At 67.8% G+C, this 18,333-nt stretch carries 16 protein-coding genes and 1 tRNA gene; 7 read left to right on the top strand and 10 right to left on the bottom strand.

Features of this window, described 5'->3' with window-relative positions; genetic code table 11:
- Nucleotides 1–20: 20 nt before the first annotated feature.
- Nucleotides 21–1,490 (bottom strand): long-chain fatty acid--CoA ligase, encoded by a 1,470-nt coding sequence (locus ACFV4K_RS04500; protein WP_379272035.1) that lies wholly within the window; start codon nt 1,488–1,490, stop codon nt 21–23.
- Between the two features lie 136 nt (nt 1,491–1,626).
- Between ACFV4K_RS04500 and ACFV4K_RS04505 the strand changes: the two genes are divergently transcribed.
- Nucleotides 1,627–2,817, top strand: a complete 1,191-nt coding sequence (locus ACFV4K_RS04505; RefSeq protein ID WP_379272037.1) for a PucR family transcriptional regulator — start codon at nt 1,627–1,629, stop codon at nt 2,815–2,817.
- Between the two features lie 269 nt (nt 2,818–3,086).
- On the opposite strand, the gene ACFV4K_RS04510 is transcribed toward ACFV4K_RS04505, so the two are convergent.
- A tRNA-Met gene (locus tag ACFV4K_RS04510) sits at nt 3,087–3,160 on the bottom strand.
- Nucleotides 3,161–3,691: 531 nt separating this feature from the next.
- On the opposite strand from ACFV4K_RS04510, the gene ACFV4K_RS04515 reads away from it, so the two are divergent.
- Nucleotides 3,692–4,228, top strand: coding sequence for a transglycosylase family protein (locus tag ACFV4K_RS04515; RefSeq protein ID WP_379272038.1), 537 nt, complete (start codon nt 3,692–3,694; stop codon nt 4,226–4,228).
- 172 nt (nt 4,229–4,400) lie between these two features.
- Here ACFV4K_RS04515 and ACFV4K_RS04520 read toward each other — a convergent pair whose 3' ends face one another.
- The gene (locus ACFV4K_RS04520; protein ID WP_379272040.1) at nt 4,401–7,385 is read right to left on the bottom strand and encodes a UPF0182 family protein; all 2,985 of its coding nucleotides are present in this window, start codon (nt 7,383–7,385) and stop codon (nt 4,401–4,403) included.
- A 180-nt stretch (nt 7,386–7,565) separates the two neighbouring features.
- Here ACFV4K_RS04520 and ACFV4K_RS04525 point away from each other — a divergent pair, with 180 nt between their 5' ends.
- The gene (locus ACFV4K_RS04525) at nt 7,566–8,174 is read left to right on the top strand and encodes a PPA1309 family protein (RefSeq protein WP_357086854.1); all 609 of its coding nucleotides are present in this window, start codon (nt 7,566–7,568) and stop codon (nt 8,172–8,174) included.
- An 18-nt stretch (nt 8,175–8,192) separates the two neighbouring features.
- On the opposite strand, the gene ACFV4K_RS04530 is transcribed toward ACFV4K_RS04525, so the two are convergent.
- On the bottom strand, nt 8,193–9,218 hold the full coding sequence (locus ACFV4K_RS04530) for a PDZ domain-containing protein (protein WP_379272042.1): 1,026 nt from the start codon (nt 9,216–9,218) through the stop codon (nt 8,193–8,195).
- Nucleotides 9,219–9,303: 85 nt separating this feature from the next.
- On the opposite strand from ACFV4K_RS04530, the gene ACFV4K_RS04535 reads away from it, so the two are divergent.
- The 3 genes from ACFV4K_RS04535 (at nt 9,304) to ACFV4K_RS04545 (ending at nt 13,321) form a co-directional block, all read left to right on the top strand.
- A complete protein-coding gene (locus ACFV4K_RS04535; RefSeq protein ID WP_379272044.1) occupies nt 9,304–10,719 on the top strand; it encodes a zinc-dependent metalloprotease in 1,416 nt (471 codons plus the stop codon).
- 341 nt (nt 10,720–11,060) lie between these two features.
- Nucleotides 11,061–11,888, top strand: a complete 828-nt coding sequence (locus ACFV4K_RS04540) for a TOMM precursor leader peptide-binding protein (RefSeq protein WP_379272045.1) — start codon at nt 11,061–11,063, stop codon at nt 11,886–11,888.
- Nucleotides 11,889–11,932: 44 nt separating this feature from the next.
- Complete coding sequence (locus ACFV4K_RS04545) at nt 11,933–13,321, top strand: ABC1 kinase family protein (protein ID WP_379272047.1); 1,389 nt, start codon at nt 11,933–11,935, stop codon at nt 13,319–13,321.
- 82 nt (nt 13,322–13,403) lie between these two features.
- Here the strand turns inward: ACFV4K_RS04545 and ACFV4K_RS04550 are convergent, their stop codons facing one another.
- From ACFV4K_RS04550 to ACFV4K_RS04575, 6 genes are all read right to left on the bottom strand, one after another.
- Entirely contained in the window at nt 13,404–13,745 is a 342-nt protein-coding gene (locus ACFV4K_RS04550) for a WhiB family transcriptional regulator (RefSeq protein WP_357286956.1), read from the bottom strand.
- 112 nt (nt 13,746–13,857) lie between these two features.
- Nucleotides 13,858–14,238 carry a hypothetical protein gene (locus ACFV4K_RS04555; RefSeq protein WP_379272049.1) on the bottom strand — a complete coding sequence of 127 codons (381 nt, stop codon included), beginning with the start codon at nt 14,236–14,238 and terminating at the stop codon, nt 13,858–13,860.
- A 105-nt stretch (nt 14,239–14,343) separates the two neighbouring features.
- Complete coding sequence (locus tag ACFV4K_RS04560; RefSeq protein ID WP_379272058.1) at nt 14,344–16,500, bottom strand: ATP-dependent DNA helicase UvrD2; 2,157 nt, start codon at nt 16,498–16,500, stop codon at nt 14,344–14,346.
- A gap of 104 nt (nt 16,501–16,604) precedes the next feature.
- On the bottom strand, nt 16,605–17,066 hold the full coding sequence (locus tag ACFV4K_RS04565) for a MarR family winged helix-turn-helix transcriptional regulator (RefSeq protein ID WP_379272060.1): 462 nt from the start codon (nt 17,064–17,066) through the stop codon (nt 16,605–16,607).
- Nucleotides 17,066–17,491 carry an EVE domain-containing protein gene (locus ACFV4K_RS04570; protein WP_379272051.1) on the bottom strand — a complete coding sequence of 142 codons (426 nt, stop codon included), beginning with the start codon at nt 17,489–17,491 and terminating at the stop codon, nt 17,066–17,068. Before ACFV4K_RS04570 ends, ACFV4K_RS04565 begins: the two co-directional genes overlap by 1 nt.
- Nucleotides 17,488–17,910 carry a hypothetical protein gene (locus ACFV4K_RS04575; protein ID WP_379272053.1) on the bottom strand — a complete coding sequence of 141 codons (423 nt, stop codon included), beginning with the start codon at nt 17,908–17,910 and terminating at the stop codon, nt 17,488–17,490. Before ACFV4K_RS04575 ends, ACFV4K_RS04570 begins: the two co-directional genes overlap by 4 nt.
- 130 nt (nt 17,911–18,040) lie before the next feature.
- Between ACFV4K_RS04575 and ACFV4K_RS04580 the strand changes: the two genes are divergently transcribed.
- The gene (locus ACFV4K_RS04580) at nt 18,041–18,292 is read left to right on the top strand and encodes a mycoredoxin (RefSeq protein WP_379272055.1); all 252 of its coding nucleotides are present in this window, start codon (nt 18,041–18,043) and stop codon (nt 18,290–18,292) included.
- Nucleotides 18,293–18,333: the final 41 nt, after the last annotated feature.

The raw sequence follows: 18,333 nt of genomic DNA on the forward strand, positions 1-18,333 counted from the left end.
ATGGAGGGTGGCGGCGTGTTTCACGGCTGAGTGATGGCGCGTTTGAGGATCTTGCCGCTGGGGCCGGTGGGCAGCTCGTCGAGCAGCCACACGTGGCGGGGGTATTTGTAGGCAGCGACGCGTTCGCGCACGAAGCTCTGCAGTTCCTCCGCGGTGGTGTTCGCTTCCGCGCTCAGAACGATGGCGGCGACGATCTCCTCCCCCAAGTGATCGTCGGCGATGCCGAAGACGGCGGCCTGCACGACATCGGGGTGTTCGTAGAGCAGCTCCTCGATTTCGCGCGGGTAGATGTTGTACCCGCCGCGAATGATCATGTCCTTCTTGCGGTCGACGATGTAGTAGTAGCCGTCGTCGTCGCGCCGGGCGAGGTCGCCGGTGCGGAACCAGCCGTCGGGAATCGCGGCCTCGGTCGCCTCGGGCCGATTCCAGTAGCCGGACATGACATTCGGGCCGCGGACCGCGATCTCGCCGATCCCGTCGGTCACATCGACCAACTTGACCTCGACGTCACGGATCGGCACACCGATCGAGCCGGGTTTGCGCGGCCGCCCGGCGTGGTTGAACGTGACTACGGGACTGGTCTCCGACAGACCGTAGCCCTCCAGGATTTCGCAGCCGAAGGTCTTCTCGAAGGCGGTGAGCAGTTCCACCGGCAGCGAAGCACCGCCGGATACACAGCGCCGCAACGACGTGACGTCCGCTGTCGTCGCGACCGCGTCGTGCAGCAGCGCGGAGTACATGGTCGGCACACCAGCGAAGACAGTGACCCGGTCGCGGGCGATCGCCTCGAATACCGTGGCCGGCTCGAAGCGCGGAACCAATGTCAGCGCGGCTCCGCAATAGATCGCGGCATTGAGTGCGCAGGTCTGCCCGAAGGTGTGGAACAACGGCAGACAGCCCAGGATCACATCATCGTGGTGGAACTCCTGCACGGTCGAGGCGTACACCTCGGCGTTGTGCGCGAGCCCGGCGAGCGTCAGCGCCGCTCCCTTGGGTTGGCCGGTGGTCCCCGAGGTGTAGAGGATCACCGCCACCTGATCCAGTTCCACCTCCGGACTGTCATGGCGTGGCGCGTGCCGCGCCTGCAAGGCGGCAAATGACGTCGGATCGATCGTCCGGACAATGGTCCCGCTCACCGCCGCCCCTGGCGGGCCCTCCCCTGGATCGCTTCTCCAATCGAACAGCACGCGCGCACCGCAATCGGTCAGGTAGTAAGCGACCTCACGCGCCTTCAGCAACGGATTCATCGGCACCACAACGCATCCCGCGCGCAGGATCCCGTAGTAGAGAACCGCGAACTCCGGCACGTTGGGCATCATCACAGCCACCCGAGACCCTGGAGTCACACCCTCGGCACGCAGCATCGAGGCGACCCGCGCGGTCCGCTCCTCGAGCTGCGCATAGGTCAGGACCGTATCGTCCGATCGCACCGCGACCCGGTCCGGGACACGCAGGGCCGACTGCAGCAGATTCACGGTCAAGGAGCGCATCGTCAACTTTCCGGTAGTGCCGAAAACATCGCCGAAATCGTCGCATCGATGTGATCGCGCTCCCATGGATGCGGGGACAACATCACCGGTTCACCAACTGTTCGCCACAACAACAGCGAACCGGTAACCTGCAGAAATGCCCCGTACCACGCCGCCGGAAGCAATCGTCGAAGTAGCCGGGCTCCTACTGGCGACCATCGACGACCTCGGACTGCGGCTGGCCCAGCGCTTCCTCGCCGAACTCGACACCTACCGCAACGAGGCGCAGGTCCCCTTCGACACCATTCGCACCTCCTGCACGCGCAATCTCACTCTGATGCTGCGACACTTCACCACCACCGCACCGGTGGACCCGGAACCGCCCAAGGAGACCGGGCGACTACGCGCACAGCAAGGTGTGCCCCTGGCCGAAACCCTGCACGCCTTCCGCATCGGATTCGAATTCCTGTGGTCCGAACTGGTTTCCGCCTCACGACGCCACCCCGAGGTCACCGACGCGATGCTCGTCGCCCTCGCCGCAGAGGTCTGGGCATTGTCGGGTGAATACGCTGTCGCTGTCGCGGCCGCCTACCGAGAAACCACCACCGAACTGGTACTGCAACGCGAACATGAACGCTCCGTACTGGTCGAGGCCCTGTTCACCGGTATGATCGCCGACCCGACCACCCTCGGCGAAGCAACCCGAATCCTCGGCCTGCCCCCGACCGGCCGCTACGTCGTCGTCGCCGCGGACGCACCCGCGACCGGCCGTGAGGCCCTACCCGGCATCGAAATAGCCTTACACGCAGCGCAAATCACCTCGGCCTGGCGATTGCTGCCCGACCAGCAGATCGGCGTACTCGCCCTACCCGAATCCCGAGAACGATCGGCACTGAAGGCACTACGAGCCCATCACACCCGCGTGGGCATCAGCCCGCCCTACGACGCCCTGCCCGAGACACCGCAGGCACTGCACTTCGCCCGGCTCGCCCTCACCGGTCTACGCGACCGCCCCCGCGGCGTCGCCCGCTTCGACGACGACCCCCTCGCCATGCTGATCGCGGCAGCACCGATCGAAGCCGAACGGATGACCCGAGTTTCGCTCGGCCCCCTTCTGGCCCTGCCCTATGAAGAACGCGAACGGCTACTGCAAACCCTCCGCACCTGGTACGCCGCGAACGGCTCCGCCGCCGACACCGGCCGCGAACTCTTCCTGCACCCCAACTCCGTCCGCTACCGCCTGCGCCGCATCGAGGAAGTCACCGGCCGTTCCCTCACCGACCCCCGAGCGGTCCTCGAGCTCGGGGTCGCCTTGCGTGCATTGCGCCGCCCGAATCGCAGCCTGTGACAGGTCCATCCACCCAGATCGACTGCCCCTCGATCCCCCGAGGTCCGGGATCCCGCCCGCCTGCGATCACTGGGCTGGCACCCCAGCGATCGCAACCGTCCCATATGTCCCGCGTTGTCCGCCCGAACGTACCTGGTGGCAATAGATTTCGCAGTATTGGTGCGCCGTTCGGCATCGACATACCGGACGATTGCCAAATTCGTTGCCAGAAACCTCGATAAAAGTTGAGGGCGGTCCTGAAACCTACCGGTCAGGACCGCCCTCGTTTGTAGCGGGGACAGGATTTGAACCTGCGACCTCTGGGTTATGAGCCCAGCGAGCTACCGAGCTGCTCCACCCCGCGTCGGTGAACACAACATTACACACGGGCTAGCAGATGCACCAAATCGGGTGGTCAGGCGGGATTTTGCGGGGTGCGGGCGCGCCGAGCGAGGAGTGCGCAGCGAATCGGACCGGACGGTTGCCCATCAAGCGGAGTAATTGGAGTGAAAATCCTCCATTTGAGAGCCTCGCGCACGTGTATGGCCGTTGACATACGCCAGAAACGTGACCGGTGTCACAAATTCCCGGTGATTCGAGTCACATCACGATGAGATAACAGACCGCTCTGGTTCGGCATTTGCAGCATAGCCAACCTGCATCAACGCCGATTTTCCAGTCATTCGCTTCATGCAATTCTTAAGTTATCAAGACGTGATCTGTCGAGATTTTCTCGTTATCGTCAGTCGCGGCCCGGACCAAACCTGCGATGGGCTCCGACTCGAACCGCTGCACTCCGGAAACCCTGTCCCGCGGTCGAGCACCCCGACTCCTGGGGACAGGGACACGGCGGAGCATCCGCGCCGGGCCGGTCGGCACAGGGAGGGAAAAACACATGAAACAGAACCGGAAGATCAACACCCGCGCCCTCGGCCTCGCCGCCGTCACCGGCGCACTTGTTGCCGTCCCGTTCGGCTTCACAGCGACCGCCTCCGCCGCTCCGGCCCACGACTGGGACGGCGTCGCCCAGTGCGAGAGCGGCGGCAACTGGGGCATCAACACCGGCAACGGCTACTACGGCGGCCTGCAGTTCTCGCAGAGCACCTGGGCCGCCAACGGTGGTTCCGGCAACGCCGCCAGCGCCAGCAAGGCCGAGCAGATCCGGGTGGCCGAGAACGTGCTCGCCTCCCAGGGCGTCGGCGCCTGGCCGGTCTGCGGCCAGTACCTGCGCGCGGGCGTCTCCGAGCCCGAGCCCGCCCCGGAGCTCGCGGCCCCCGCGCCCGTCGCCCCCGCGGCCCCCACCGACCGCCAGGCCGTGATCGACCAGGCCAAGGGCGTCGCCAACACCGTCGCCGAGCAGCTGGGCATGCAGGATCAGTACAACCAGATCCTCGCCTCGAACGCCGGCCTCATCGAGACCTGGGGCAAGTAGCCCGAATCTCCTTCCTTTTCCGGAAGATGTGGGAAGGTGCTGCGTCAATGGCGACGCGGCACCTTTCGCTATTTCGAGGCAATAATTCTTATTGTGCGACAGTAACTGCCGTGGCGCGAACAGCGACCGGCGCGGTCATCCAACGGATGACAGCGCCTCTCACGTCAACGGATCAGCTACCGGCCTTCTGGTAGTTGTTCACCGCGGTCTGCAACTGCTCGAGCGCCTTGCCCAGCGCGCCCAGATCGCCCGACTTCTGCGCGTCCTGCACCTGCCGCAGCGCGTCGTCGAGTTGCTTCACCGCCGCGTCCTTACCGGCGGATCCGGTCGGCGGAGGCGGATTGGCCGGCGGCGTCGCACCCTGGGTGGGCGGTGTAACCGCTTGTCCCGGTTGATCGGTCGCGGCATTGCCCGCGGCGGGCAGGATCTGGTCGAGGGCTTCCTTGACCGTCGCGCCGTAGCCGACCTTGTCGCGGTAGCTCGCCAGCACCTTCACCAGCTGCGGGAAGGACGGCGCGTTCGGACCGCCGGTATTGCGTTCCAGATACCAGGGTTCGACGTAGAGGATGCCGCCGTCACCCACCGGCAGGGTCAGCAGATTGCCGTACTTGATCTTGTTGACATTGCCGCCCGTCAACAGGTTCCGGTCCCTCGACACTTGATCGGCCGTCGTCATGGACGTCTGCGTCTGACCCGGGCCCGGGGTCTGTGAATCCGCGGGCAATCGGAGCACCGTCAGCTTGCCGTAGTTCGCCGGATCCGAATTCGCCTGCAGGTAGGCGGACATGTAGTTCCGCTTGTAGCCCACGATGGCGCTGGTCAGATTGAACTGCGACTTACCGGTTTTCGGATCGCCCAGCAGCACGTAGTACGGCGGCTGGTGAGCGCTGCTGGCCGCACCCTCCTGGGTCGGATCATTGGGGACCGACCAGAAGGCGTTGCCGTTGAAGAACTCCACCGGATCGTCCACGTGGTACTTGGCGAGCATCTCGCGCTGCACCTTGAACAGGTCCTCGGGGTAGCGGAAGTGCGACCGCAGTTCGTCGGAGATCTCGCTCTCCGGCTTCACCGAGTTCGGGAACACCCCCATCCACGCCTGCAGGACCGGGTCCTTCTTGTCCACCTCGTAGAGGGTGACGGTGCCGTCGTAGGCATCGACCGTCGCCTTGACCGAGTTGCGGATGTAGGAGACTTCCTTGCGCGGTAGTAGACGCCCCGTGGCCTGGTCGATGCTGTCCTCGACCGCGCCGTCCAGCGGGGTCTTCTGCGCGTACGGGTAGTTGTCGAGGCTGGTGTAGGCGTCCACGATCCAGACGATGCGGCCCTTCACCACGGCCGGGTAGGCATTGCCGTCGGCGGTCAGCCACGGCGCGACCTTGGTGACGCGTTCCCGCGGACTGCGATTGAAGATGATCTTCGAATCGGAGCCGATGGCGCCCGAGAAGAGGATGTTGCGCTCGGCGTACTTGGCCGCGAAGGCCATCCGGTTGAACCAGTTGCCGATCTTCACGCCGCCCGCACCGGCGTAGGTGAACTGGTCGGTGGGAGTGTCGTACTCGCGCGGGGACTGGCCGTTGGCGCCGACGATGGCGTAGTCAGCGTCGCTCTTGGCGATCAGCTCGCCGTAGTAGATGCGCGGCTGGTCGACCGGGATGGCCTCCTTGAGCCCGGCCTTCTTGGTGATCAGGTCGCTGACCGTGGACATGTCGCCGACGGTGAACACCGGATAGCCGTAGCCGCCGTTGGAATCGCTGCCCGCGCTCTGCCCGGCCTGCTGGGATTCCTTGGGCGGGGCCGCGTTCACCTTGTTGGCCGGCGAGGCCACGAAGCCGTTGCCGTGCGTGTACACGGTGTGCTTGTTGAGCCAGTTGGTCTGGTTCTCCGACAGGTTCTGCGGCTGGAGCTCGCGCGCCGCCACCACGTAATCGCCCAGTTCACCATTGACGGTGTAGCGGTCGATGTCGAGCGGGTCGGGGAAACCGTAGAAGTTCTGCAGCTGCTGGTTGCGCTGAATGAACGTCTGGGTCAGCAGGTTCGGGTCCAGCAGGCGGATGTTCTTGATGGTCTGCTGGTCGGCGGGCGAGCTGACCTGTTCATTGGTCGCGACGCCCTTGTAGTTGACGTACTCGACCTTGTCCGGGGTGAGCCCGTAGGCCGCGCGGGTGGCGTCGATATTGCGCTCGATGTAGGCGCGCTCCTTGGTGGCCGCGTTCGGGCGCACCGAGAACTGCTCCACCAGCAGCGGCCACACCGCGCCCACCAGCACCGAGGACAGCACCAGCAGCGCCGCCGCCATGGCCGGAATGCGCAAGTCGCGCAGCACGACTCCGGCGAAGAAGGCGATGGCGCAGATGACCGCGATCGACAGCAGGATCAGCTTGGCGGGCAGCACCGCGTTGATATCGGTGTAGGAACCGCCGGTGAAGGTCGGCTCCTTGCGGGTGCTCGACAGCAGCGCGTACCGGTCGAACCAGTAGGCGACGGCCTTGAGCGCCACGAAGATTCCGGCCAGGATCGCCAGCTGCACCCGCGCGGAATTGCTCAGCGTGCCCTCCCGCCCCGACAGCCGCAGCCCGCCGAAGACGTAGTGCGCCACCAGGTTCGCGAAGAACGCGATCACCACCGCCACGAACAGCCAGTTCAGCACCATGCGGTAGAACGGCAGGTCGAAGGCGTAGAAGCCGACGTCGAGATGGAACTGCGGGTCCTGCACCCCGAACGAGCCGCCGTGCAGGAACAGCTGCACCGTCACCCAGTTCGACTGCGCCACCAGACCCGACAGCACGCCGATGAGCACCGGGATGCCCAGGCCGAACAGACGCAGCCGGCTCATCACCGTGGTGCGGTAGCGGGCGATCGGATCGCCGGGACCGCTCACCGGCACGAACACCGGCCGGGTGCGGTAGGCCAGCAGCAGTGCCAGCCAGATGATCGCCGCCACGACCACCGCGACCACCAGGAACAGCAGCACCCGGGTGAGCAGCACGGTGTGGTAGACGTTGCGGAACCCCACCTCCCCGAACCACAACCAGTTGGTATAGGCGTCGGTCAGCCGGGGCCCGACCAGTAACAGGGCGGCCAGCACCAGGGCCGTGACGAGCAGAATGCGGCTGCGTCGCGACAGCGAAGGTAAGCCGGTCGGGGGGCGCATGCCCACGATGCCACTCTCCCAGGGTCCGGCGACGTCCGAGCCGGGAAACCGGCGCCGAACGTCGCAGTCCGATGATGCGAGCTGGTCCCAGGGGACCGTTCGCGCCCCACTCTACGTAAAACGCCCGCCGCGCGGCCCAACACCTGCCGCGTCGGACAGGTATTCACGAGATGCGAGGATGACCGGGTGAATCCAGAGCAGTGGGCGGCGTCGGCCCTGTACCGGTGCATTCGGGAAGTCGCGGAGTATGTCGACGGTGAGGGCTGGGACCGGCCGCCGCAGATGTTCGCGCTGGTCCCGACCGCGGACCTGGTCGCCGCCGAGCCCGCGCTGCTGGATCAGCTCGACGAGAAGGACGCGCTGACTCCCATTGCGCAGGAGCCCTTCCCGGAGGACATCGCCGGCGAGGCCGACGCCATGGCGCTCGACGAATTCCTGGGCACCACCAGCTGGCCGGCCTCGGTCGAGGGCTGTGTGCTGGTGCAGCAGATCGTGGTGCTGCCACCGACCGCCGAGCAGTCGCTCGACGACGCCATCGCGCCGCTGCTCGCCGACCGGGACGCCGCGGACCAGGCCGGTCGCCAGGCGGCGCTCACCCACGCCGAACGCCGCGACGCCCGGCTGTTCGTCGGCGTGCTGCGCGACGGCACCTCGCTGTCGCTGCTGCAGGTGCGGCCCAGCGAGGAGGAAGAGGACCCGTTCGGCGACCTCGACCTGCGCACCGCGCCGAACCTCGCCCCGAATCTGGTCGAGGCGCTGCTGCACACCCTCGAGAACGACCCCGACGAGTTCTGACCCCGCGCCGGGCGAGGATCAGCCGCAGGTCGGCGCGTCCTTGCCCGCATTGATGTCGTCGAGGGCCTGGACCGCGCCGGACAGGTTCTCGACCTTCACCAGGCGCAGGCCCTCGGGCGTGCGCTGCGCGGCCTCGTTGCAGTTGGCGGCCGGGACCAGGAAGGTCTCGGCGCCCTTCTCACGCGCGGCGATCATCTTGTACTGGATGCCGCCGATCGGTCCGACCTTGCCGTCCGGATCGATGGTGCCGGTGCCCGCCACGAACTTGCCGCCGGACAGGTCGCCGGGGGTGAGCTTGTCGATCAGGGCGAGGGTGAACATGAGTCCGGCCGAGGGGCCGCCGATCTCGCCGAGATTGAACGCCACCTTGATCGGGCCCTTGGAGATCTCGTCGGGCGTGATGCCCAGGTAGCCCTTGCCGGAGTCGTCCGGCCTCGGGGCCAGGGTGATCTCAGCGGTCTGCTCGACGCCGTCGCGGCGGAAGACCACGCCGATGGCGGTGCCGGGCTTGACCGAGGAGACCGCGGCGACAACGTCTTTCGCGGTGACGATGTGCTTGCCGTCCACTGTCACCAGTTCGTCGCCCTTGCGCAGCACATCCTTGGCGGGGCCGTCGTCGGACACATTCGCGAGCTGGACCGCGGTCGGCAGCTTCAGATAGTTGAGCGCCGCCAATTCGGCGGAGTCCTCGGAATCCTTGAACTGCTGCTGATTGGATTTGTCTACATCGTCACGTGTCTGCCCCGGGGGATACACCTCGGCGCGCGGCACCAATCCGTGTTCGCCGCCGATCCACAGCCGGAACGCGTCGAAGATATTCAGCTGATCGCGAACGGAGACGGTCGTCATATTGAGATTGCCGGAAGCGGATTTCAGCTCCGCGCCCTGCACGTCGACCACCTGTTTGCCGTCGAATTCGCCCAGCGTATTGAAGGTCGGCCCTGGTCCGAGCGCCACGAACGGCACCGTGACGACACTGCCAACGATACCCAGCGCCAGAATCGGGATCAGAGCGGCGAGCAGGGTGAATATCCGACGGTTCACGCGGCCAAGGGTACTGGTCATCGAGGCCATTGCCGCGCTCCGCTCGGCGGTTCGTGTGATCTGCGGCTCCAGTACCGTAGTGGGTATGAGTGATTTCCCGTTCGGATTCTCGAATCGCGACGACGACCCGGAGCGCAAGCCCGGCGACGAGTCCAGCGGTTCTGGTGCGAACAACCCGTTCGGATTCGCCATGGGCGGCCCGGGCGGTGGCGGATTCGATCCCTCGCAACTCGGCCAGATGCTCTCGCAGCTGGGCGCCATGTTCTCCAGCATGGGTCAGCCGGGCACGGCCCAGGCCGGACCGGTCAATTACGACATCGCCAAGCGGCTGGCCCGCCAGCAGCTGGGCGCGAGCGTCACGCCGGTCTCCGCGGGTGCGCAGAAGGCCGTCACCGATGCCTCGCACCTGGCGGAACTGTGGCTCGACGCGGCCACCACCTTCCCGGCCGGCGCGAGCAAGACCGTCGCCTGGACCGCCAACGACTGGATCGAGGAGACGCTGCCCACCTGGAAGCGGCTCTGCGACCCGGTGGCCGAACAGGTTTCGGGCATGTGGACCGCGACGCTGCCGGCCGAGGCCCGCGAATTCGCCGGGCCGATGATGGGCATGCTGGGCCAGATGGGCGGGCTCGCCTTCGGTTCGCAGCTGGGCCAGGCGCTGGGCCAGCTCGCCAAGGAGGTGCTGACCTCCACCGACATCGGGCTGCCGCTGGGTCCCGCCGGCACCGCCGCGCTGCTGCCCACCGCCATCTCCGAATTCAGCGCCGGGCTCGAACAGCCCGAGAGCGAGATCCTGGTCTACCTGTCCGCCCGCGAGGCCGCCCACCAGCGGCTGTTCGCGCACGTGCCGTGGCTGCGCCAGCAGGTGCTGGGTGCGGTCGAGGACTACGCGCGCGGCATCAAGATGGACTTCTCGGCCATCGAACAGGCCGCGGCGGGCCTGGATCCGATGACGCTCGCGCAGGATCCGTCCAAGCTGGAAGAGCTGCTGTCCCAAGGTACTTTCGAACCGCAGACCACGCCCGAGCAGAAGGCCGCGCTGGAACGGCTGGAAACCTTGCTCGCTCTGATCGAGGGCTGGGTGGAGACCGTGGTCTCCGACGCCGTGGGCGACCGGCTGCCCGGTGCGGGCGCGCTGGCCGAGACGCTGCGCCGCCGCCGCGCCACCGGCGGCCCGGCCGAGCAGACCTTCGCGACCCTGGTCGGGCTGGAGTTGCGGCCGCGCAAGGTGCGCGAGGCCGCGGCGCTGTGGCGGCGCCTCACCGACGACACCGGCCTGGAGAAGCGCGACGGCGTCTGGGCCCACCCGGACCTGCTGCCCGACTCCTCCGACCTGGACTCCCCGGCGGGCTTCATCGACTCGGTGCTGGGCGGCGGGTCCACGGCGTTCGACGATCCGCTGGCGCAGCTGGCCGAGACCGAAGCGCGCGAGCGGGCCGAGAAGGAGGCCCGCGGCGGGGACGCCGAGGCCGGGACCCCGGATGGGGAAGACCCGAAATAAGAGTTGTGGATAACCCGCGAAAGCGCTGATGAACAAGCGTTTTCGCGGGTTTCCGCGTTTCCGGGGGCGCGCAGACTGACGCTATGACGGCAGTGACCTCCGCACCAACGACAGCGGCCCCCGCACGAACCGCGACGGCTCCTTCACGAACGGCGTCGGCCGCTCCCCCGCAAGCTGCAATGTCCGCTCCCTCAAAAACGGCAACGGCGGCTCCCTCAGGGGCGGCAGTGGCTACTCCCCCGCGCACGCCAACGGCAGCGCACCCACGAGCAGCAACGGCCGCTTCCACGCGCACGGCGACGACGTCTCCACACGGGGCGACCACGTTCACCCGTGGACCGATGTTGCATCCTCGAATCACGGTGCTGGTGCGGCCGAATGGGGCGGTGCAGCTGGGGTGGAGTCCGGAGCGGGCGGTGATTCTGCGACCGCCCGGTCCCGTGGAATCGGGGCCCGCGTTGGTGCGGCTGCTCGACGGGTCGCGGACCGAGGCGGAGATCCTCTGGCAGGCGCGGGAATTGGGGTTCGCGGTCGAGGACGTGCGGACGCTGTTGGGGGAGCTGGCGGCGGCCGGGCTGCTGGCGGCGGAACCGCGGAGCCGGCTGCGGACGGTGCGGGTGCATGGGCGCGGGCCGTTGGCGGATGCACTGCTGGATGGGCTGCAGCGGATCGGGTTGCGGGCCAAGCACTCTCATGGGCGGGCGGATGCGCCGGGCAGCGGGAAGCCCTGGCCGGAGCGGCCGGATCTGCTGGTGCTGTCCGACACGTTGGTGCCCGATCCGGCGCTGGTCGCCGACCTCATGCGGGCGCGCGTCCCGCACCTGCCGGTGCGGATCCGTGACGGGGCCGGGATCGTCGGCCCGCTGGTGCTGCCGGGCGAAACCGCTTGCCTGCGTTGTGCGGACCTGTACCGCACGGCGGCCGAACCGGCGTGGCCGCAACTGGCCGCACAGCTGCTGGGGCGGGTCGGGTGCGCTTCGCCGGCGGTGGCCGTGCTCACCGCGGCGCTGGCGCTGCGCGAGATCGAGACCGTGGCACGCGGCCGCGCGGAGCGGCCACCGGCGAGTTTGAACGCCACCCTGGAGTGGGACCCGGACACCGCGCGGCTGGATCGGCGGACCTGGACGCCGCATCCCGACTGCGGTTGCGGCGCGGATGCGGCGGTGTGATGGAAACCACTCCCCCTCGTCACCCGGCAGAACACCCGAATCCCATGGCGGACCGTCTGGGACATCGGCATGATGGGAACGTGTCAGAGATTGTGAGCAAGCGCTCTTCCCGCAATGCCAAGCTGGCCAAGATTCCGCTCGGCATCGCAGGGCGGGCGGCCGTCGGATTCGGCCGCAAACTTGCCGGGGGAGACAAGCAGGAGATCAACGCCGAGCTCAATCAGAAGGCCGCCGAACAGCTGTTCGCCGTGCTCGGAGAGCTCAAGGGCGGGGCCATGAAGTTCGGACAGGCGCTGTCGGTGATGGAGGCCGCCGTCCCCGAGGAGTTCGGCGAGCCCTACCGCGAGGCGCTCACCAAGCTGCAGGCCGCCGCGCCGCCCATGCCGGTCGCGGCCGTGCACCGGCAGCTCGACCAGCAGCTGGGAACCGGTTGGCGGCAACGGTTCCGGGACTTCGACGACCAGCCCACCGCCTCGGCCAGCATCGGCCAGGTGCACAAGGCGGTCTGGTCCGACGGCCGGACGGTCGCGGTGAAGGTGCAGTACCCGGGCGCCGACGAGGCGCTGCGCGCCGATCTCAAGACACTCAATCGGATGGCGGGCATGATGGGCGCGCTGATCCCCGGCGCGGAGATCAAGCCGATCCTCGCCGAGATCAGCGAGCGCACCGAGGAGGAGCTGGACTACCGGATCGAGGGCGGGCACCAGCGCCAGTTCGCCAAGGCGTTCCACGGGCACCCACGCTTCCTGGTGCCGAAGGTGGTGGCCAGCGCGCCGAAGGTGATCGTCACCGAGTGGCTCGACAATGCCACCCCGGTCTCGCGAATCATCCAGCAGGGCATGGCCGATCCGGAGGGGACGGTCGAGCTGCGCAATCGGGTGGCGGCGCTGATGGGCGAATTCCATTTCAGCTCACCGGCCATCGCGGGCTTGCTGCACGCCGACCCGCATCCGGGCAACTTCATGATGCTCGAGGACGGGCGGCTCGCGGTCATCGACTACGGCGCCTGCGCGCCGCTGCCCAACGGCTTCCCCAAGGTCCTGGGTGAACTGGTGGCGCTGGAGGTCGAGGAGCGCTTCGACGAACTGGTGGCCCTGCTGCACGACCATGGCTGGGTCATTCCCGGAAGGACGGTGAGCATCCAGGAGATTCAGGACTATCTCCGCCCCTTCACCGACCCGATCAAGACCGAGACCTTCCACTTCACCCGCCGCTGGATGCAGCGCGTCGCGGGCAAGGCCACCGACATCTCCAATGCCGAGATGATGAAAACGGCCCGCTCCCTGCAACTTCCGGCCGAACACGTGATGATCTTCCGGGTCCTGGGCGGCTCGGTCGGCATCTGCGCCCAGCTCGACGCCGAAGTCCCCTTCATGAAGCTGATGAACGACTGGGTCCCCGGCTACGCCGAAACCCGCCGCGCCGCTTCGTAGTACTGCCCCCACACGCAAAACGACCCGCCTACCTCGAGGTAAGCGGGTCGTATGCGTTCAATTCCCCCGGAAGCCGGGGCGGTCATGCCACCGTGACCTTGCGCGGGCGGCCACGCGGGCGCTTGCGGGCGATCACGACACCCTGGTCGAAGATCTCACCGCCCCAGACACCCCACGGCTCGGCACGATCCAGGGCGGCCGACAGGCAGCCCTGACGGATCGGGCAGCTGGCGCACAGCGCCTTGGCCTCTTCCAGCTGGGCCGGAGACTCGGCGAACCACAGGTCGGGGTTGCCGGCGCGGCAGGGGACATTGATGGTGACGGCCCGGCGGGTGCGGGCGGTCGTGTTGGCCACGGTGTTGCGGCATGTCACTCGTTCACGGATGACCGTGGTGGACACGTCGTTCTCCTTCAGCTCGTGCATCGGTCGTTCGTAGGTTTCGCGAAACCGGTGCCGGTGGCTGGAGGCCGATAAAACTATGGCCACGGTTTCGCGTCTGTCGCGATCCGTGGCCAGGAGGTCTGGGAGGTGATCCCTACCTGAGTCGACTTCGGTGTCGACTCCTGTTCACGGACGCTGGGTCGGTGGTGTTGGGGCGGGCTGCCAGCAGATGCACCGGTCGCTCGGATCCGGTTGCGCCTGTGACGGTTTCGACGGCCGAGCCGGTGACGGTGTCAACGACTGCGGTTGCCGGGTACCAATTGCCCTCGGGCTTGTCCTGCTTGATCACGATCTGCTGATCCGCTTGGGCTTTGCTTGCAAAGACCTGAAGACCAAGATCGCCACTCACGCCGGACATACGAATCCCCTGCGAAGCGAGGATCCCCAGGGAGACGGGCGCAACGGACATGACTGACGCCATGCTGACGCGGCCGGCGGTGATGCCGGTCGTCGCGATGCCTGCGTTGCTGTTCATTGGTCTGCCTCCCTCCTTCACTCGTTTGCGATCAGTGCTCGGTGCGCGCGGGGTCTTCCCCTGTGCACCTGAACCACATTAGGTATCCATACAGATACGCACAACCTATTTTTGACCTGCGGTTTTCGACCTCACAACGGCGAGCACGTCCGCACCGTAGGTCTGCAACTTCTTGGCGCCGATGCCGGGGATGGCCACCAGGGCCCGATCGTCGGCCGGACGCTGTTCGGCGATCGCGGTCAGCGTGGTGTCGCTGAAGACCACGAAATGCGGCAGCGAGAGCTCTTCGGCCTTCTCCTTGCGCCACTCCCTGAGCGCCTCGAGCAGCTCGGGATCCACGTCGGCCGGGCAGCGTGAGCAGCGGCCGAGCATGGTGGCCTGAGTGTTGAGCAGCGGGCGGCCGCAGATGCGGCAGGTCGGGTGGACCCGCTTGGGACCGCTGGGCCGCTCGGCGGTGTGGGTGGCGATGCGCGAGGCCGGGGAATCGTCGGGGACCAGGCCGATCAGGAACCGGGAGCGCCGGCGCACCTTGCGCCCGCCCGCGGAACGGGCCAGCGCCCAGGACAATTGGAGGTGCTCGCGCGCCCGGGTGACGCCGACGTAGAGCAGGCGGCGCTCCTCCTCCAGCGCGGCCTCGTCGGACACGGTCGCGTCCGGGCCGAGCACGTGCTGGATGGGCAGGGTGCCGTCGGCCAGGCCGACCAGGAAGACGGCGTCCCACTCCAGGCCCTTGGCCGCATGCAGCGAGGCCAGCGTGACGCCCTGCACCGTCGGTGGGTGCCGGGCCTCGGCGCGGGCGGCCAGCTCGCGCAGCAGGCCGGACAGATCGAGTTCCGGTTCGGTCTCGGCCAATTCCTCGGTGAGGGCGACCAGCGCCACCAGCGAGGCCCAGCGCTCCCGGGCCTGGACGCCGACCGGCTCCTCCTTGGTGAGTCCGACCCCGGCCAGCGCCGCGCGCACCAGGGTCACCAGTTTCGGGCCGCGGGCATCGGGCAGATCGTCGCGATTGGCGGCGGTGCGCAGCGCGGACACCGCCTGCCGCACCTCCGGCCGCTGGAAGAAGCCCTCGCCGCCGCGCACCTGATATGGGATGCCCGCCTCGGTGAGCGCCTGCTCGTAGACCTCCGACTGCGCGTTGATGCGGTAGAGGATGGCGATCTCCGCGGCGGGCACGCCGGTGTTCAGCAGTTTGGCGACCGCCTTGGCCACGGCGGCGGCCTCGGCGGGTTCGTCGTCGTATTCGGCGAAGGCCGGCTCCGGACCGTCGGGACGCTGGCCGATGAGCTGCAATCGGGTGCCCGCGATCCGGCCGCGGGCCGCGCCGATCACCCGGTTGGCCAGCGACACCACCTGCGGCGTGGAGCGGTAGTCGCGTTCCAGGCGGACGACGGTGGCCTCGGGGAACCGGCGTGAGAAGTCCAGCAGGAAGGTCGGACTCGCGCCGGTGAACGAGTAGATGGTCTGGTTGGCGTCGCCGACCACGGTCAGGTCGTCGCGATCGCCGAGCCAGGCGTCGAGCACCCGCTGCTGCAGCGGGGTGACGTCCTGGTATTCGTCCACCACGAAACACCGGTAGCGGCCGCGGAACTCCTCGGCCACCGCGGCGTAGTCCTCGAGCGCGGCGGCGGTGTGCAGCAGCAGATCGTCGAAGTCGAGCAGCAGGCCGTCGGGGGTGTTCTTCAGCGCCTCATAATAGGTGTAGACCGCGGAGACCTTCTTGGCCTCGTAGGGCACGTCGCGGTGGCGGCGGGCCGCCTCGCCCGCGTAGTCCTCGGGCGCGATGAGCGAGCCCTTGGCCCATTCGATCTCACTGATCAGGTCGCGCAGGCTGTCGGTGTCGGTGGGCAGGCCCGCACGACCCGCGGCCTGGGCCACGATGGGGAACTTGCCGTCGATCAGCCGCCACGGCACGTCGCCGACCACCTGCGGCCAGAAGTACTTGAGCTGCCGCAGTGCGGCGGCGTGGAAGGTGCGCGCCTGCACCTGCCCGGCCTCGCCGCTCAGACCCAGCGCCCGCAACCGGTTGCGCAGCTCCCCCGCGGCACGGGCGGTGAAGGTCACCGACAGCACCTGATCGGCCCGGACGTGTCCGGCTGACACCAGATGCGCGATGCGGTGGGTGATGGTGCGCGTCTTCCCGGTGCCCGCGCCCGCCAGCACGCAGACCGGTCCCCGGGGCGCGCGCACGGCCGCCGCCTGCTCGGCATCGAGGTCGTCGAGCCGGAGCTGGGCCTGGGCGGTCGCGGCAGTCACGCGCTCCATCATGACAGCGCCCTCCGACACGGCGGGCGGCCATCGGCGTGGCGGCCCGAATCGGCCGGGCCGGAGCGCGGTCCGCCCGAGCGGTTCGGTCGCGGCCGCGGAGGTCAGTCGCGGTCACGGAGGCGGCGGAGGGCGGCGGCGAAGCGGGGGGTCTGATCGCCGAGGGGACCGAAGAAGTCGCGGTCGCAGGCTTCGACCGCGCCGATGGCCCGATTGACCAGGGCGGCACCGGATTCGGTGGGGCGCAGCGAGCGGGCGCGTTTGTCGGTGGGGTGCTCGCGGCGTTCGAGCAGGCCCTTCTGTTCCAGGGTGCGCAGGACCTGGGAGGTCATCATGGGGTCGGTGGCGGCCTGGTCGGCGACATCGCGCTGGGTGACGGGATCGCCGCCCGACCGGCCGGTGAGCCAGGTCAGGGAGGCGAGCAGGACGAACTGGACGTGGGTGAGGTCGAAGGGGGCCAGGGCGGCGCGCTGGGCGGCCTGCCAGCGGTTGGTCACCTGCCAGAGCAAGAGGCCGGGGCTTTCGTCGGCGTGCTCGAATTCGGTGTGCAGTCCGTCATTCGCCATCACCGGCCGACCATAGCGCGGGAGATGAGGGCGAAATCGTGGGCGGTGAGTTCGATCAGGCCGCGTCGCAGCACGATGCCCCAGTTGGGGACGCTGGTCAGGTCCAGTTCGCCACGCAGCGTGTCGATGGGGGTCTGGCGGGCGGTGCGGTCGTAGTCGACCGCGCGCCGCCACGGGCGGAAGCAGCCGCCCTGCTCTTCGACCTGCCAGGCCGGGCCCTCGGCGATGGTGCCGAGGGCGGTGAAGGCCTTGATCGGTTCGCCCTCTCGCATGCCGGTGCGGGGCGAGTAGTAGACGAGTCCGTCTCCGGCGTGCATGCGTTCCACGGCGGCGCGTTTGCCGTGATTGGCTTGTGCGAAGCCGAGTTCGACGCCGCGGCGGACGTGGTCGCGGGAGACGACGGCGAGCCAGTACCGGGTGCTCATACCAGCACCGCCTCGGCGGCGGCGACCAACGCGTCGACATCGCGTTGCAGGGATTCGCGCAGGCCGCCGCCCATGATCTTGATCCACAGGGCGCGCAGCGGGCCCTCCATGGTGACGCGGACGGTGACGGTGGTGGCGCCGGCGATGGTGGCGACCTCATGCGCGAAGATCAGCCGCGCGCCGAGCAGCTTGGACGTGTCGATGAACTCGGTGTCGGTGAGCTTGGTGATCACGAACTTGGTCTTGGGCCCGCCCTCGGGCTTCAGGACGCCGGTCGCGCCCTGGACGAACGGGCCGTCGAGGGTGACCCATTCGGTGTCCTGGTTCCACTCCGGCCAGGTGGCCATGTCGGCCCACTTGGCGAAGAAGGCGGCGGGAGCGGCGGTCGAGGTGGCGGAGGCTTCGGCGATGAACGTCATGAATTTAGTATGCGCGCTTACTACTAATCCGTCAACCCCCGGTCCGCGATCGGTTCCGAGCCGCAGTCGATCCGCTCACAATCGACCCCGCGGCAGGAACACGATCGGCGGTGAGTATGTTGCATCGACCGTGACTGCTACCGATCTGACCATGTACTCGACGACCTGGTGCGGCTACTGCCGTCGCCTCAAGACCCAGCTCGACGAGGCCGGGATCACCTACGAGGTGATCGACATCGAAGACCACCCGGAGGCCGCCGAGTTCGTCGGCAGCGTCAACAACGGCAATCACGTTGTGCCGACGGTCAAGTACCGCGACGGCTCGACCGCCACCAACCCCAGCCTGAATCAGGTCAAGGAAGCCCTCGCCGCCATCGGCTGAGCCCCTTGGATATCGAAGAAGCCGCACACCCGTAGGTGTGC

The sequence above is a fragment of the Nocardia sp. NPDC059764 genome, assembly GCF_042732555.1.
Taxonomy (GTDB): domain Bacteria; phylum Actinomycetota; class Actinomycetes; order Mycobacteriales; family Mycobacteriaceae; genus Nocardia.

Coding starts and splice junctions, on each gene's coding strand:
- ACFV4K_RS04540 (WP_379272045.1), top strand. CDS start 11,061: ATGTTGCATCCTCGAATCACGGTGCTGGTGCGGCCGAATGGGGCGGTG.
- ACFV4K_RS04535 (WP_379272044.1), top strand. CDS start 9,304: ATGAGTGATTTCCCGTTCGGATTCTCGAATCGCGACGACGACCCGGAG.
- ACFV4K_RS04550 (WP_357286956.1), bottom strand. CDS start 13,745: ATGCACGAGCTGAAGGAGAACGACGTGTCCACCACGGTCATCCGTGAA.
- ACFV4K_RS04575 (WP_379272053.1), bottom strand. CDS start 17,910: ATGACGTTCATCGCCGAAGCCTCCGCCACCTCGACCGCCGCTCCCGCC.
- ACFV4K_RS04560 (WP_379272058.1), bottom strand. CDS start 16,500: ATGGAGCGCGTGACTGCCGCGACCGCCCAGGCCCAGCTCCGGCTCGAC.
- ACFV4K_RS04565 (WP_379272060.1), bottom strand. CDS start 17,066: ATGGCGAATGACGGACTGCACACCGAATTCGAGCACGCCGACGAAAGC.
- ACFV4K_RS04570 (WP_379272051.1), bottom strand. CDS start 17,491: ATGAGCACCCGGTACTGGCTCGCCGTCGTCTCCCGCGACCACGTCCGC.
- ACFV4K_RS04505 (WP_379272037.1), top strand. CDS start 1,627: ATGCCCCGTACCACGCCGCCGGAAGCAATCGTCGAAGTAGCCGGGCTC.
- ACFV4K_RS04515 (WP_379272038.1), top strand. CDS start 3,692: ATGAAACAGAACCGGAAGATCAACACCCGCGCCCTCGGCCTCGCCGCC.
- ACFV4K_RS04555 (WP_379272049.1), bottom strand. CDS start 14,238: ATGAACAGCAACGCAGGCATCGCGACGACCGGCATCACCGCCGGCCGC.
- ACFV4K_RS04500 (WP_379272035.1), bottom strand. CDS start 1,490: ATGCGCTCCTTGACCGTGAATCTGCTGCAGTCGGCCCTGCGTGTCCCG.
- ACFV4K_RS04545 (WP_379272047.1), top strand. CDS start 11,933: ATGGCGGACCGTCTGGGACATCGGCATGATGGGAACGTGTCAGAGATT.